The sequence below is a fragment of the Mucilaginibacter sp. genome (genome assembly GCF_041088075.1).
Classification (GTDB): Bacteria; Bacteroidota; Bacteroidia; order Sphingobacteriales; family Sphingobacteriaceae; genus Mucilaginibacter_A.
Genome location: NZ_JBGCVY010000044.1, coordinates 1 through 13,672 on the forward strand (window position 1 = coordinate 1; position 13,672 = coordinate 13,672).

Annotated in this window: 19 protein-coding genes; 11 read left to right on the forward strand and 8 right to left on the reverse strand. The window is 41.0% G+C overall.

Annotated features, from left to right (window positions below):
- Positions 1-153: 153 nt before the first annotated feature.
- Complete coding sequence (locus V5804_RS10205) at positions 154-354, forward strand: hypothetical protein (RefSeq protein WP_369591282.1); 201 nt, start codon at positions 154-156, stop codon at positions 352-354.
- 43 nt (positions 355-397) lie between these two features.
- Positions 398-532: a hypothetical protein gene (locus tag V5804_RS10210; protein WP_369591283.1), complete on the forward strand. Its 135-nt coding sequence runs from the start codon at positions 398-400 to the stop codon at positions 530-532.
- Positions 533-611: 79 nt separating this feature from the next.
- Here V5804_RS10210 and V5804_RS10215 read toward each other — a convergent pair whose 3' ends face one another.
- The 5 genes from V5804_RS10215 to V5804_RS10235 all read right to left on the reverse strand — a co-directional run bounded on the left by V5804_RS10215 (position 612) and on the right by V5804_RS10235 (position 4,712).
- Positions 612-1,175: an isochorismatase family cysteine hydrolase gene (locus tag V5804_RS10215; protein ID WP_369591284.1), complete on the reverse strand. Its 564-nt coding sequence runs from the start codon at positions 1,173-1,175 to the stop codon at positions 612-614.
- Positions 1,176-1,212: 37 nt separating this feature from the next.
- A complete protein-coding gene (locus V5804_RS10220) occupies positions 1,213-1,521 on the reverse strand; it encodes a hypothetical protein (protein ID WP_369591285.1) in 309 nt (102 codons plus the stop codon).
- Between the two features lie 80 nt (positions 1,522-1,601).
- Positions 1,602-2,846, reverse strand: a complete 1,245-nt coding sequence (locus tag V5804_RS10225) for an MFS transporter (RefSeq protein WP_369591286.1) — start codon at positions 2,844-2,846, stop codon at positions 1,602-1,604.
- 62 nt (positions 2,847-2,908) lie between these two features.
- Positions 2,909-3,484 (reverse strand): Crp/Fnr family transcriptional regulator, encoded by a 576-nt coding sequence (locus V5804_RS10230; RefSeq protein ID WP_369591287.1) that lies wholly within the window; start codon positions 3,482-3,484, stop codon positions 2,909-2,911.
- Positions 3,485-3,728: 244 nt separating this feature from the next.
- Complete coding sequence (locus V5804_RS10235; protein ID WP_369591288.1) at positions 3,729-4,712, reverse strand: GlxA family transcriptional regulator; 984 nt, start codon at positions 4,710-4,712, stop codon at positions 3,729-3,731.
- 122 nt (positions 4,713-4,834) lie between these two features.
- On the opposite strand from V5804_RS10235, the gene V5804_RS10240 reads away from it, so the two are divergent.
- From V5804_RS10240 to V5804_RS10260, 5 genes are all read left to right on the forward strand, one after another.
- Complete coding sequence (locus V5804_RS10240) at positions 4,835-5,278, forward strand: VOC family protein (RefSeq protein WP_369591289.1); 444 nt, start codon at positions 4,835-4,837, stop codon at positions 5,276-5,278.
- Between the two features lie 45 nt (positions 5,279-5,323).
- Positions 5,324-5,704: a VOC family protein gene (locus tag V5804_RS10245; RefSeq protein ID WP_369591290.1), complete on the forward strand. Its 381-nt coding sequence runs from the start codon at positions 5,324-5,326 to the stop codon at positions 5,702-5,704.
- A gap of 18 nt (positions 5,705-5,722) precedes the next feature.
- Positions 5,723-6,136 (forward strand): VOC family protein, encoded by a 414-nt coding sequence (locus V5804_RS10250; protein ID WP_369591291.1) that lies wholly within the window; start codon positions 5,723-5,725, stop codon positions 6,134-6,136.
- A 105-nt stretch (positions 6,137-6,241) separates the two neighbouring features.
- Positions 6,242-6,700, forward strand: a complete 459-nt coding sequence (locus V5804_RS10255; protein WP_369591292.1) for a hypothetical protein — start codon at positions 6,242-6,244, stop codon at positions 6,698-6,700.
- A complete protein-coding gene (locus tag V5804_RS10260) occupies positions 6,682-7,014 on the forward strand; it encodes a hypothetical protein (RefSeq protein WP_369591293.1) in 333 nt (110 codons plus the stop codon). The genes V5804_RS10255 and V5804_RS10260 overlap by 19 nt, the downstream gene beginning before the upstream one ends.
- Before the next feature lie 126 nt (positions 7,015-7,140).
- Here the strand turns inward: V5804_RS10260 and V5804_RS10265 are convergent, their stop codons facing one another.
- Positions 7,141-8,334 (reverse strand): pyridoxal phosphate-dependent aminotransferase, encoded by a 1,194-nt coding sequence (locus V5804_RS10265; protein WP_369591294.1) that lies wholly within the window; start codon positions 8,332-8,334, stop codon positions 7,141-7,143.
- Between the two features lie 90 nt (positions 8,335-8,424).
- On the opposite strand from V5804_RS10265, the gene V5804_RS10270 reads away from it, so the two are divergent.
- Genes V5804_RS10270 through V5804_RS10285 form a run of 4 tightly spaced genes read left to right on the forward strand, consistent with a single transcriptional unit; the run spans position 8,425 to position 11,806 of the window.
- Complete coding sequence (locus tag V5804_RS10270; RefSeq protein ID WP_369591295.1) at positions 8,425-9,429, forward strand: cation diffusion facilitator family transporter; 1,005 nt, start codon at positions 8,425-8,427, stop codon at positions 9,427-9,429.
- 29 nt (positions 9,430-9,458) lie between these two features.
- Positions 9,459-9,920 (forward strand): NUDIX domain-containing protein, encoded by a 462-nt coding sequence (locus V5804_RS10275; protein ID WP_369591296.1) that lies wholly within the window; start codon positions 9,459-9,461, stop codon positions 9,918-9,920.
- A complete protein-coding gene (bioA, locus tag V5804_RS10280) occupies positions 9,917-11,182 on the forward strand; it encodes an adenosylmethionine--8-amino-7-oxononanoate transaminase (RefSeq protein WP_369591297.1) in 1,266 nt (421 codons plus the stop codon). Before V5804_RS10275 ends, bioA begins: the two co-directional genes overlap by 4 nt.
- Before the next feature lie 3 nt (positions 11,183-11,185).
- Positions 11,186-11,806: a hypothetical protein gene (locus V5804_RS10285; RefSeq protein ID WP_369591298.1), complete on the forward strand. Its 621-nt coding sequence runs from the start codon at positions 11,186-11,188 to the stop codon at positions 11,804-11,806.
- A gap of 141 nt (positions 11,807-11,947) precedes the next feature.
- Here the strand turns inward: V5804_RS10285 and bioD are convergent, their stop codons facing one another.
- Entirely contained in the window at positions 11,948-12,520 is a 573-nt protein-coding gene (gene bioD / locus V5804_RS10290; RefSeq protein WP_369591299.1) for a dethiobiotin synthase, read from the reverse strand.
- A gap of 28 nt (positions 12,521-12,548) precedes the next feature.
- Entirely contained in the window at positions 12,549-13,658 is a 1,110-nt protein-coding gene (locus V5804_RS10295) for an aminotransferase class I/II-fold pyridoxal phosphate-dependent enzyme (protein WP_369591300.1), read from the reverse strand.
- Between the last annotated feature and the right edge of the window lie 14 nt (positions 13,659-13,672).

Below are 13,672 nucleotides of genomic sequence, written 5' to 3' on the forward strand. Positions count from 1 at the left end.
ATGTGGCAAAATTAATTCCCCTATCGTACCTTTATCCACGGTTCCCAATCTTGATCTGACCTTTTATGATTTGCACCACAAAAATCAGCTTTTATTGGGAACCTTGTTTTACCCTCTAAATAAGTTTAAACAACTTCATCATTATATTTGGATATGGAAAGCATCATAATCAGCCCAAAGAACAAATCGGAATTTGAATTGCTGACACAACTTTTATCAAAAATGAAAGTTACTGCGAAAGTGATTTCTGAAGAAGATAAGGAAGATTTAGGCTTGGGTATTTTGATGCGGGAAGCTGACCGTACACAAAAAGTTTCTAAGGAAACAATTATGGAAACATTGAAAGGGGAATGAAAGTTGAGTTTCTTGATAAATTTAATAAGGATTTAATTAAAATATGGAAGTTTTTATTAAACAGGCTGATGCTGAAAAACAAGATGATTTTTGGAAGTTTGTAGAAAAACTAAACCAAAAAGCTGCCGAAAAAGGAATTACGCAAGAAGAGTTGGACTACTTGTTAAATGAAGAATAAACCCCGTTATGTTCTTGATTGTTAATTTATACCGATAAAAGAAGCATTCAATAAATACTTCCTGCTTTACTTTTTCCGATTACAAACCGCACCATTCTTCTAACGTAAGCACATCTGCCTGGCGCGGGAAAACTTTAGTTGTCAACACTCGGTGTACTTCTTCGTCTCTGTCGGCACAGCAATCGGCTAACACAGTAATACGATAATCTTTGTCAGCAGCTTCACGAACCGTGGACAAAACAACGCCACTGGTAGAAATCCCTGAAAGTACCAATTGCCGGATATTTTGTGCCCTTAAAATTACTTCCAAATCGCTTCCGGTAAATGCACTGATCCGGCGTTTTACCACAGTTATTTCTCCTGCAAGGGGCGCTATGGCTGCATCAACCTTCATAAATTCATTCATATTGATGTTGCTGTAATTGCCCCTGCCCGGAGAAAAGCTTTTGTTGTTGATAGTGGTTTCCGGCGCGCCCGGCCTAAAACCTACAACTACATAAATTACACGGATATTTTTGCTGCGGGCATTTGCAACCGCTTTGGCTACACTGCCGGTTACTTCTGATGCTTGAGGAAGCTGTGAAAGAATACCATCCTGCATATCCATAACCAAAAGGGCTGTATTATCTGTTCTGTTTTCCATTTTATTGTTTATAATATTGTTTTGAATTTTTTGAATGTTATCCCTTTTCCTTGTTTGCAAATGTTATGGCGCCCATCACACTTATGCAGGCAATACCTGCAAAAAATATTGCCAGCGAGAGATTGTCCCCGAAAGAAACTTTACCAAACCTAAAAAGCAAATAGCCCACTACCAGGTTAAACAACGCCCACAAAACATTAACTATTGGAGAAGACAGGCCTTTTCCCGGAGGTTTGGCAAAGGGCGTGGGAAAGGCATCGCCCGCAATGCCTTTAATAAAATGAGGTACAAAGTTTGCCCAAAAGGCACCGGCCCAAAAGCCACTGAAATAATGATACCATTGCATAATAAAATGGGTTTATATCTTGATTTGATTGTGATGTGATTAATTTGAATGATTTTCACCTATTTTTATATCTTGTGCTTCTACAAGTCGATCCAGATTCTTTTGATCCTGCCGCCACTTCTTAAAAACTTAGAAAAAACAGCCGCGATGATTAGGGCAATCACTCCTTCATAAAGTATCGTATCAGGTGCCCCAATTTTTTGGGAAATGCCGCCAATCAGCAAACTTCCCAAGGGCAACATTCCAAAATAGGCCATGGCTACACAACTCATTACCCGGCCCCGCATTTCTTTGTCCGAATCAACTTGTATGATCGTCATCGAAATAGTGGTTTGCGACATCATGCCAAACCCGGAAAAAGCAGCAAACAGCATGGCCAGCGGGAAGTAACTGAATTGAGAGAAAAGGATCAGGAAAACCCCAAAAATGACCGTACTAACTAATAACACAATCTTCAGGTCTGCTTCCTTCTTTAAAGTTGCCAGGAATATAGAACCAACTACCGCGCCCACACCTATAAAGCTGTTGATATAACCAAAAGTAGCGGCATCACCTTTAAAAATTACCTTGGCAAATACCGGCAAAAGCGTATTGTAGGGCAATACCAGCAGACTTGTAAAACCCAGCATCAGCAGGATGGTACTTATTGATGGCGTGTTTTTGAGATAAGCAAAACCTTCAGCAAGTTCAGACCCAATCTTCTTTTTTACCGGCGACGGGATATATGTCGGCAAGTCCATTAAAAGCAGGGAAGCGATTACTGCTACAAAGCTAATTGCATTTATCAAAAAACAGGTAGCCGCGCCAAATTTGACCAATATGATGCCCGACAATGCAGGCCCGATCAGCCTGGCAATATTAACCATGGAAGAATTGAGCGCAATCGCGTTGGGAAGGTCAGCTTTGTCAGTTACCATATCATTTATCAGCGGTTGCCTTGCAGGCACATCAAAAGCATTAATAATCCCAAGCAGCACGCTCAGCGTCAGTATTTCCCAAACGGCGTAGTGGTTGCTAAATATTAATACAGCCAGCAAAATGGCCTGTATCATCGAAGCTGTCTGCGTTATCAGCAATATTTTATAACGGCTATACCTGTCTGACGCGATACCGCCAAGCAAAGAGAACAGGAACGACGGAAACTGCGAGGCAAAAACGGTAAGGCCCAGCATAAAGGCCGAATGCGTCATGGTATAAACTACCCAGCTTACACCCGTGCGCTGCATCCAAGTGCCGATTTGAGAAACCGACTGCCCGCTAAAAAACAAGGTATAGTTACGGTTACGGAATGCGCGGAATGTATTTGTTAGCTTATCTGTCTTCACGATAATGCAAAGATGAAGGAAACCTGCTGTATTCAGTTGTGATAAAAATCACAATCTTTTGTTCAAATATTTTTTCTGCGGATACGGCTTAAAGTTTCCCGCGCAACACCTAAATATGAAGCAATTTGCGAAAGAGAAACCCGCTGCAACAGCATCGGATTGTTTTTTTCAATGTACCGGTAGCGTTCTGTGGGCGTGTACATTTTAAAAAAATTGCTGTTTTCTTCGGAAGCAACAAATAAAAGTGTGCTAACACGCCGGATAAATAAAATAACTTGTGGGTGCGAATCAAATTTTTCTGCTATGATATCTAAATCAAATATCCAAACTACAGTGTTTTCGCCGGCTTCAATAATTAAATCTGACGGCTGCTTGCTTTTAACACTTTTGATGTTGGTTGCATAACTGCCTTCAAAAGTGAAATTCAAATTAACGGCTACACCGGTTTTGTAATAATAAGTGCGCAGGTAACCTTGGTCAACTAGGTAAAAGCTACGGCAATTTTCGCCTTCGTTTAGTAAAATTTCCCCTTTTTTCAAAGTTCGGGTTATGGCACAACTAACCAGCAAATCAACCTCTTCTTCAGTTGTGGTTTTAGAAACCTGGCGGATAGCCGTGCGAAGCGTTGCATCATCCATCTGAGCAAAGGTAAGCCAGCAAAGGATCTTTATTTATAACATCCATCAACAAAATATTTTATGCGGTAAAAGAAGCATTTATCAGTGCTTGTTTAAAATTCACATATTAAAATTTCTATGCTTCTTTTATCACCTAAAAATTGGTAAGTATTTGGTTTTTAATTTGTTTAAGTTAATGCAGGCACCAATTTTTATAGGGTAAAAGAAGCACTAACATTTTTCTTGCATAAATTCAAAAAGGCCCTTAACCCACCTCAACCTCCCGGTTATACTTACTTCTATATTCAACCGGGGACAAACCGGTAATCTTTTTAAACATCGTTCTAAAAGCTTTGGTATCGGTATAGCCAACTTCATACATTACTTCGTTGATGTTTTTTCTATTGGTTTCAAAGCTCTTTTTGGCAGCTTCGATTTTAACGCGCTGCATATATTCCATCGTGGTGTTTGAAGTTGCTTTTTTAAACCTGCGTTCCAGGTTTCTACGGCTTAATGCAAACATAGATGCCAACTGGTCAATGGTTATTTTATGCCGAAAATTGCATTCGATAAAATCCTGCGCTTTTTTGATGGTTTCGTCTTCATGCTCTTTTTGCCCGTTAAAAATCATAAATGGCGACTGGCTGTTGCGTTCGATATCAATTTCAAATATTTTGGAAGAAAGCAGCGCAATACTTCTTCCGGCAAATTTTTCTACCAAATACAAGATCAGGTTCAGCGACGAATAAGCGCCGCCGCTGGTGTAAATGCCGTCTTCATCGGTAATAATTTTATACGGCATCAGGTTTACACTTGGAAACATTTTTCTGAATTCATCCGCCATCAGCCAGTGCGTAGTGCAACTTTTACCGTTCAACAAGCCGGTTGAAGCCAGAATAAAAGCGCCGATACAAAGCGAAACCACTTCGGCGCCTGCTGCATATTGTTTGCTGATCCAGCGGATAAAGCTTTGGTTATCTGCCAAAACTTTTTGTATATCGCCATGTACCGCCGGGATAACCACCAGGTCTGTTTTAAAATTGTCTTTGATATCCAATTCTGGTTTAATTGTAAATAAACCGTTTGATAAGGTAGTTTCCCGGCTGATCCCAATCAATTGAATTTTAAACATAGGCGCTTTGCCTGCCCGTTCCAATGCTTCGTTTACCTTGCTAAACATTTTGTAAGTTGCTTCAATATTGCTCAGGCTGGTTTCGCCTTGCGGGATCAGGATCGAGATATGTTTCATCTATCAAAACTAAAATAAACTACTGTCGTAATCAACCTCTGTTTTTGTCGTGTTTGCACCCTGTTCTGTTCTTTTGATTGCTGTAAGTTTGTGTTATATTTAAAAACTTAAAACCTAAAACGATGTCGAAAGTCAGCACTTACCTCAACTTTCCGCGCAACACGGAAGAAGCATTTAATTTTTACAAATCTGTTTTTGGCGGAGAATTTGGCGGGGGCGGAATTGCGCGTTTTGGTGATATCCCTCAACTTGGAGGAACGATGCCGATTGCAGAAAGTGATAAAAACCTGATCATGCATATTGAACTGCCCATACTTGGCGGACATGTTTTGATGGGGACAGACGCACCGGAAACAATGGGTTTTAAAGTGAACTTTGGAAACAATGTACACATCAACTTAGAACCTGATACACGGCAGGAAACAAAAAAATTGTTTGATGCACTTTCGATAGACGGACAAGTTACGATGCAATTGCAAGATACATTTTGGGGCGCTTATTATGGAAGTTGTACCGATAAATTTGGCGTGCAATGGATGTTTAATTGTACCGAAAAAATAGCATGAAAAACAACCGGTAAAAGAAGCATTTAATTTTAAAAAAGAATAACTATGTTAAAAGACAGCATTGCATTCAGTGGTTTTTCGGTGGATGATATTTTAAAAGCAAAAACATTTTACGGCGAAACACTTGGGTTAAAAGTGTCGGATGAAATGCAAGGTTTGTTAAACTTGCATCTTGCAAACGGAAGCAAAGTTTTGGTTTATCCGAAGCCAAACCATCAACCGGCAACATTTACCATTTTAAATTTTATGGTCAAAGATATTGAACAAACGGTAGATGATTTGAACAAACTTGGGATACAATTTGAAAAATACAACGAACCATATTTAAAAACAGACGAAAAAGGAATTTGCAGGGGCACGCCTTTGGTAGCCTGGTTTAAAGATCCGGCCGGGAATATTTTATCGGTGATTGAAGAACATGATTGAACCTAAACCTTTTATAAAATGACAAAATTAAGCGTGTACTTTGGACTGAACGGCCGCTGCCAGGAAGCCATGGACTTTTACAAAAATTGTTTTGGCGGAGAACCAACACTTACCATAATTGGCGACAGCCCGATGAAAGACCAATTTCCAGAGGCCATGAAAGATAAAGTGTTGCATGCCGAACTAACAACGGATGGTTTTACGATGATGGCATCAGATATGAACGGGCCTGATGGTTTTACGGAAGGCACCAACGTAGCCATTTCTTTAGACAATCCCAATCAGGAAAAAGCAAAACAGTTTTTTGATAAATTGGCCGTGGGCGGAACAATTATGGAAGATTTTAAACCACAATTTTGGGGCGGCATGATGGGCGTTGTCCGGGATCAATTTGGAATTAAATGGATGATTAGTTGTTCTGTAAATTCATAAGTTAGATTGTATTTTTTGATTGATGTCAGTTTTTTAGGTGATAAAAGAAGCATTAAACATTTAGCAATAATTTATAGTTATATTTGAGGATGGAAAGTATCGTCAATGACTAATCCTCAAGAAATAAGAAATTTAGCTACACAACGTTTAAAGGAAGCTGAGATACTATATAAAAATGAAATGTTTGGTGGTGCTTTTTATCTTGCAGGTTATTGTGTAGAATTAACTTTAAAAGCAAAAGTATGCGATAGGTTAGGTATTCCAAACTTATTTGATGAAACTAACCGGGATGCAAATTCGATAAAAGGAATTGGAGAGATCAGGAAAACATTGAAAACACACAATCTTTTTACCTTGTTAATTTTTAGTGGTTTAAAAGTTAAGTACGATAACGATAAGACAGTTAATAAGGATTTATTAAAAGCCAATTCTTTGCTTTTTACCGCTTGGGACGAAAATGCCAGGTATAAACCTTGTGGACATATGCGCAAAAAAGATGTTGAAAATTTAATAAATTTGCTTTCGGGACCTAACGGGATTTTAACATGGATAGAACAGAATTAAAACAGCTTTTACAGCCATTCATTGCAAAATGTGCTGAAAAAGGCAGGGCTTTAACAGAAATATGTTTGAAAGAGGCTTTCCCCGGAGATATATCAACATCATACATAGTACAAGTTAAAGCACCTTGGGTTGATGGTGTGGATAGTTGGGAAGCGATCGATTTTTTAGTTGATGTACTTTGGGAAACAACGGATGAAGAGACAAGAAAAAAAGTATTTTCAATTCAAATTTTAGGCAGTAAAGATGAATTGCATTGTTGGTCAGAACCAGCACCAATTGAGCGTGTTGAGAACCTTCAACAAACAAGTTTTTGATAGTTAAAACACAAAAATCAGTATTGCGTTTTTTTATAATTGTGTTCATTTTTAGTATGAAAAAACAAAAAAGTCTCAATCAAATTAATGATCGAGACTTCCAATTTTATACCGATAAAAACAGCATCAACTCAATTTCGCCAACGCTTCTTTAATCCGTTTCACCGCTTCCCGCAACTTATCTTCCGCAGCGGCATAAGATAAACGGATGCAATTGTCATCACCAAAAGAATCGCCGCCAACCGTTGCAACATTGGCTTCTTCCAGCAAATAAATCGAAAGTTCGGCGGCATTTTTGTAAACTTTGCCCTTGTATTGTTTGCCAAAATACGCGCTCACATCCGGGAAAAAGTAAAAAGCACCGTCCGGCAAATTTACTTTGATGTTGGGGATTTCTTTCAGCAAACCATAAACCAAATCGCGGCGTTTTTTAAATTCTACACGCATTTCTTCAACGGATGAAAGTCCGCCTTCCAGCGCCGCAACGCCTGCTTTTTGTGTGATGGAACAAGTGCCGGAAGTTATTTGTCCTTGCATTTTATCAAAAGCTGTGGCCAGTTCTTTGTTAGATGCCGTGTAGCCGATGCGCCAGCCCGTCATGGCGTACGCCTTAGAAAATCCATTGATGATGATCACGCGGTCTTTTACCGATGAAAATTGCGCAATTGATTCATGCTTTGGCAAATAGCTGATGTGTTCGTAAATCTCGTCGGACAGGATATAAATTTGCGGATACTTTTCAAAAACTTTAACCAAAGCTTCTAATTCATCCTTGCTGTAAACACTTCCCGTTGGGTTGCAGGGCGAAGAAAACATAAACAATTTGGATTTTGGCGTGATGGCCGCTTCCAATTGTTCGGGCGTGATTTTAAAATCCTGTTCGGCCGTGGCATTTACAAAAACAGATTTTCCTTCGGCCAGTTTCACCACTTCGGAGTAAGAAACCCAGTACGGCGTCGGGATAATCACTTCATCGCCCGGGTTTACCAAACATAAAACGGCGTTGGCGATGGCTTGCTTGGCACCGGTAGAAACCACAATATCCGAAGCATCGTAGTCTAAATTATTTTCAGTCTTTAACTTTTGGGCAATGGCTTTGCGCAAATCCGGGTAGCCGGCAACGGGCGTGTAGTACGTAAAGTTGTTGTCTATCGCTTCTTTTGCGGCGGCTTTAATGTAGTCGGGCGTGTGGAAATCAGGTTCGCCAAAACTCAAACTGATCACATCAACGCCTTTTGCGGCAAGTTCGCGGCCCAATTTGGCCATTTTTATGGTTGCAGATTCGGAAAGGTTGTTAATTCTGTCGCTTAAAATACTCATACTGATTGGATTGTTGCGGCAAATATAGAAAATAACTTTAAGCAGGTTTCGGCGTGTTATTTTATATTTTTGTGGCATAAAAACAGCATCGTGCAAAAACAAAGAAGGATTATTTTGTATGCTTTGATCACCGGCTTTATCCTGATGCTGGCCAAGTTTACAGCTTACTTCATCACCGATTCTAACTTTATTTTGGCCGATGCCGCCGAAAGTATCGTGAACGTGGTGGCCAGTGCCTTTGCTTTTTTTAGCATCTGGTTTTCGGCCCGGCCGCGCGACCTAAACCATCCGTACGGGCATGGAAAAGTTGAATTTTTCTCCGTTTTTCTGGAAGGCGCGCTCATTATGGTGGCTGGTATCGTCATCATTTTCAAATCCGTTTACAACCTTTTTTACCCGCATATCGTGCAAGAATTGTTGGTTGGCGCCATCATCATCGGCATCACCGGTTTAATAAACGGCTTGCTGGGATTTTACATGATCCGCCAGGGGGAAAAAATGCTTTCTATTACGATTGAAGGCGATGGCCGCCATTTGATAACTGATGCCGTAACCAGCGCCAGTTTAGTGTTGGGTTTGGTGCTGATCTACCTTACCAAAATAGAAATGCTTGACAGCATCCTTTCCATCGCGGTTGGTTTGTTCATCGTTTACACGGCTTACAAATTGGTGCGGAAATCTGTCGCCGGATTGATGGACGAAGCCGATTTTTCGATGGTGGACGATATTTTGAAGATTTTGAACGACAACCGGAAGGAAGAATGGATAGACATCCACAACCTGCGCGCCCAACGTTACGGCAACGAACTGCACATTGATTGCCACATGACGTTGCCCAACTATTTCGATTTAACGCGTGTGCACGATGAAGTTTCCAAGGCCGATCAGTTTGTCAACCAGTTTGCGCACATCAAAACCGAGTTTTTTATTCATGCCGATCCTTGTTTGCCCGAATGCTGCTACTATTGCCGGATGCCGAATTGCCCGATCCGTTCGCACGAAAAAACCGTGGATTACGTTTGGGACATGGAACGCGTAACGCAAAACAACAAGCATTTTGCAACAGACGAAACCGTTTCCATTGCGCACGAATAACCCAATGCTTCTTTTACCACCTAAAATTTATGCTGAAGAAATATCCTTTTAATGTGCGTGTTTACGGTTTGTTGCTGAACGAAAAGCGGCAGTTGCTGATTAGCGACGAACTGGAATACGGAATGAAGTTTTCTAAGTTTCCGGGCGGCGGATTGGAATACGGAGAAGGTTTGCCCGACGGTTTGAAGCGGGAGTTTATGGAAGAATGCTTTTTCGATGTCGAAATCCTGAGCCATTTTTATACCACTGATTTTTTCCTGAAATCTGCTTTTGACGATACGCAGATCATCAGCGTTTATTACCTCGTTAAAAACATCGGCGCCATAAATTTGCCGATAAAAACAGTACCGTTTGATTTTGACGGCATCAAAGAAGAAGGCGGAATTTTTCAATCTTTCCGTTGGATTGATTTCGATCAGCTTAAAATACAGGATGTTACTTTTCCCGCCGATCAAAAAGCCGTGGAATTACTTTTGAATACGATAAAATGAACTGGACCGAACGCGATTTAAAAGTCATCTGGCACCCATACACGCAAATGCAAACGGCCGCGCCGCCAATTCCAATTGTTCGCGGTGAAGGCGCGTTGTTGTTTGATGACGAAGGAAAGGCTTATTTGGATGCCGTTTCGTCCTGGTGGGTCAACATTCACGGACATGCGCATCCATACATCGCCCAAAAAGTTTCCGAACAATTGCGGACTTTAGAGCATGTGATTTTCGCCGGATTTACGCATCCAACCGCCATTTTACTGGCCGAGCAACTCTTGGCAATCCTTCCGCAAAACCAGCAAAAAGTTTTTTATTCGGATAACGGTTCCACGGCGGTTGAGGTCGCGCTAAAAATGTGTATGCAATTTTGGAGCAACCAGGGAAAGCCGCGCACCAAGATTTTGGCCTTAAAAAACGCTTATCATGGCGATACTTTTGGTGCGATGTCGGTTAGTGCGCGCTCGGCTTTTACCGCTTCTTTTGATCCGTATTTGTTTGAAGTTGAGTTTATTGATTTACCGAATGCGGAGAATTTAGAAAGTATCAAGAAGCAAGTATCAGGTATCAAGACAGAAACCTGCTGCTTTATCTTTGAGCCGTTAGTTCAAGGTTCGGCGGGAATGTTGATGTACGAAGCAAAATACTTAGACCAACTGATGGCGCATTGCCGCAAAGAAAACATTTTGCTAATTGCCGATGAAGTTATGACCGGTTTTGGCCGCACCGGAAAACGTTTTGCCTGCGATCATTTGCAGGAAAAACCTGATTTGATGTGTTTCTCAAAAGGGCTGACCGGCGGAACAATGCCGTTGGGAATCACCACTTGCAGCAACCAGATTTATGAAGCTTTTTTATCAGAAGATAAACATAAAACACTTTTTCACGGCCATTCTTTCACGGCAAATCCGGTTGCCTGTGCGGCTGCATTGGCCAGTATGGAACTTTTCCTTCAACCCAAAACGATGGAAAATATCCAGCGGATTTGCAAACGCCACCAACTTTTTGCCGATAAAAACAGTACTCATCCAAAACTGAAAACTATCCGCCAAACCGGAACTATCTTGGCGATGGAATGGAATACCGAAAGCGGGACTTCGTATTTCAGCAACCTGCGCGACCGGCTTTACCAGTTTTTCCTCGCCAAAAACATTATTCTACGGCCGCTGGGCAACATCCTGTATTTTTTAACGCCTTATTGCATCACCGATGCGCAGTTGAACCAGCTTTACGAAGCGGTGGAAGACGCGCTCGAACAATTTTAAATTATGAAACTGAATTCTATTTTGCCAGCTATTGTTGCCAATCCACAACTGCACGCCAAATGGTTGAACACATTATCGCTAATGGAAAACACCGGTGCTCGAAAAATTTCGGCCAGTGAAGACAGCGAAACGGTAACTTATATCATTTTAAAACATGCTGCCGAAGAACACCGCCATGCTTTCTACCTGAAGAAACAATTGGAAAAACTGGGCGAGAACTTGTGTCCGACTTACGCCACAGCTTATTTGCTCGCGCCTCGCGACAGCAAATTTTACTTGAACCGTTTGGATTTGGACGTTTCCCGTTATTTAAAAACCAAACTGCAATTAACCGGAAAAGAACTTCGTTTTGCCGCTTACTTGCTGGTTACTTACGCGATCGAAGTTCGTGCGGACGAATTGTACCCAATTTACCAGGATGCTTTAAGCGAAGCAGAAAGCAAGGTGAACGTGAAATCAATTATTCTGGAAGAGGAAGGACATTTGGAAGAAATGCTGAACCAGTTGCGCCATTTTTCTTCGGATTGGGAAACACACGCCCAAAAAGCGGTTGCAATTGAAACCGCTTTGTTTGAAACCTGGGTGGATATTTTGGAAAAAGAAGTTGCGGTTGCGGCAGAATAAAATTTGTTTTTATGCTGATTCTGCTTTTTGTCATCTCGACCGAAGGGAGAGAACTTCTTTCAACAACAGAAGCTAAACTGCTTTGAAGAAGATTTCTCCCTGCGGTCAAAATGACAGCGCAGCTTCAACCACATCAAACTACTAATCTTCCATCCAATCCAAATACCCATACCTCAATTCCGGGTGCAAACCTTGAATCACATTTTCGGAATATGCTTCTTTTATGCCATTAAAAATGATGCGGTTAATCGGTAAGCCTTTCTGCTTCAACATTTCGATAGAAAGCAACGTGTGGTTGATGCTGCCAAGGTAATGCATCACCACCAAAACTACTTCCGCTTGTAATTGTGCAATCAGATCAATAATTAAAAAATGGTTATTTAACGGAACCATCAAGCCGCCGGCGCCTTCTACAATCAGTTGGTTTTGGGTTTTGGGGAGAATAATTTTAGCCGGGTCAATTACGATTCCATCCAATTCTGCAGATTTATGCGGCGAAAAAGGCTGCGTTAAACGGTAAGCTTCGGGATGAAAAACTGAAATTGGATTTTTAACCATACTTCTAACTTTCATTGTATCCGAAAATTCCAGGTCTCCGGATTGTATCGGTTTCCAATAATCGGCCTGCATTGTTTCCACCAAATGTGCCGAAACATAAGTTTTGCCAACGCCGGTCCCGATTCCGGTTACAAATAGCGGTTTAGGTTGGTTCATAGATAATGGTTCATTGTTCATAGAAGTTTCAAAGCAGATCAACAAGTTCAATAATTTCCACTTCCGTATTATAACTATGGATGCAAATACGCAAGCGTTCCTCTCCTGCGGAAACCGTCGGGCTTAAAATAGCGCGGACATCAAAACCGTTTTTTTGCAGAAATTCTGTTTTTTGTTTTGCTTCGAGGTTTCCCGGAATTAAGATAGATTGAATGGCACTGTTGCTTTCGATCAGTTGGTATGGATGCTTCTTTTGCACCTCTTTTTTAAACAATGCAATCAACTCCTTCAACTTTTGTTGTTCTTCTTGCGAAGTTTCCAATAATTGATAAGCCATCTTCGTAGTCAACAATTGATGAAAAGAAGGCGCGGTGGTATAAATAAAAGAACGTGCAAAGTTGATCAAATAATTGCGCAAAGCCTTGCTTCCCAAAACAATCGCGCCGTGCGAACCTAATGCTTTTCCGAAAGTTACCGTTCGGGCAAAAACCTCGTTTTCTAAGTTGAGTTTTTGCACTAATCCGTTTCCGAAAATGCCGGTTGCGTGGGCTTCATCTACAATTAATTGGGCTTTGTGTTTTTGGGTAAGTTGGACAATTTCTCTCAGCGGCGCTTCATCGCCATCCATCGAATACACGCTTTCAACTCCAACATAAATTATTCCTTTGGCATGTTGTAGTTTCTTTTCCAGATCGTCCAAATTGTTGTGTTTGAAAATAAAGCGGTTGGCATAACTTAAACGCGCACCATCAATAATGCAAGCGTGGATCAGTTCATCCGTAATAATGGTATCTCCGCGTTGGGGCAAACTGGCAAACAAACCCAGGTTGGCATCATAACCGGAATTAAAAATCAAACCGGATTCTGCCTGATGAAAGTTCGCAATTTGTTGTTCTAATTCTTCTGTAAATGTTGTATTTCCGGTTAATAACCTCGATCCGCCAGAACCGTTTAAATAATTCGGATATTGCCGAATTTCAGCTTCAACCAAAGCCTTTAATTTTTCTGATCGTGCAAAACCCAGATAATCATTCGAGCAAAAATCAACTAAACCCGATACTGTTTTTAGCACCCTAAAATTGCCAAGCTGCAAACGTTCGTTCAGTTTTTTTTGGATGAAATCTTCGGCCTGGCTCATTTGCCAAATGTAGT

Bases quoted from the DNA above. Each gene is read 5' to 3' on its own strand.
- V5804_RS10205 (WP_369591282.1), top strand. From the start codon at position 154: ATGGAAAGCATCATAATCAGCCCAAAGAACAAATCGGAATTTGAATTG.
- V5804_RS10210 (WP_369591283.1), top strand. From the start codon at position 398: ATGGAAGTTTTTATTAAACAGGCTGATGCTGAAAAACAAGATGATTTT.
- V5804_RS10215 (WP_369591284.1), bottom strand. From the start codon at position 1,175: ATGGAAAACAGAACAGATAATACAGCCCTTTTGGTTATGGATATGCAG.
- V5804_RS10220 (WP_369591285.1), bottom strand. From the start codon at position 1,521: ATGCAATGGTATCATTATTTCAGTGGCTTTTGGGCCGGTGCCTTTTGG.
- V5804_RS10230 (WP_369591287.1), bottom strand. From the start codon at position 3,484: ATGGATGATGCAACGCTTCGCACGGCTATCCGCCAGGTTTCTAAAACC.
- V5804_RS10235 (WP_369591288.1), bottom strand. From the start codon at position 4,712: ATGAAACATATCTCGATCCTGATCCCGCAAGGCGAAACCAGCCTGAGC.
- V5804_RS10240 (WP_369591289.1), top strand. From the start codon at position 4,835: ATGTCGAAAGTCAGCACTTACCTCAACTTTCCGCGCAACACGGAAGAA.
- V5804_RS10245 (WP_369591290.1), top strand. From the start codon at position 5,324: ATGTTAAAAGACAGCATTGCATTCAGTGGTTTTTCGGTGGATGATATT.
- V5804_RS10250 (WP_369591291.1), top strand. From the start codon at position 5,723: ATGACAAAATTAAGCGTGTACTTTGGACTGAACGGCCGCTGCCAGGAA.
- V5804_RS10255 (WP_369591292.1), top strand. From the start codon at position 6,242: ATGACTAATCCTCAAGAAATAAGAAATTTAGCTACACAACGTTTAAAG.
- V5804_RS10260 (WP_369591293.1), top strand. From the start codon at position 6,682: ATGGATAGAACAGAATTAAAACAGCTTTTACAGCCATTCATTGCAAAA.
- V5804_RS10265 (WP_369591294.1), bottom strand. From the start codon at position 8,334: ATGAGTATTTTAAGCGACAGAATTAACAACCTTTCCGAATCTGCAACC.
- V5804_RS10275 (WP_369591296.1), top strand. From the start codon at position 9,459: ATGCTGAAGAAATATCCTTTTAATGTGCGTGTTTACGGTTTGTTGCTG.
- bioA (WP_369591297.1), top strand. From the start codon at position 9,917: ATGAACTGGACCGAACGCGATTTAAAAGTCATCTGGCACCCATACACG.
- V5804_RS10285 (WP_369591298.1), top strand. From the start codon at position 11,186: ATGAAACTGAATTCTATTTTGCCAGCTATTGTTGCCAATCCACAACTG.
- bioD (WP_369591299.1), bottom strand. From the start codon at position 12,520: ATGAACCAACCTAAACCGCTATTTGTAACCGGAATCGGGACCGGCGTT.
- V5804_RS10295 (WP_369591300.1), bottom strand. From the start codon at position 13,658: ATGAGCCAGGCCGAAGATTTCATCCAAAAAAAACTGAACGAACGTTTG.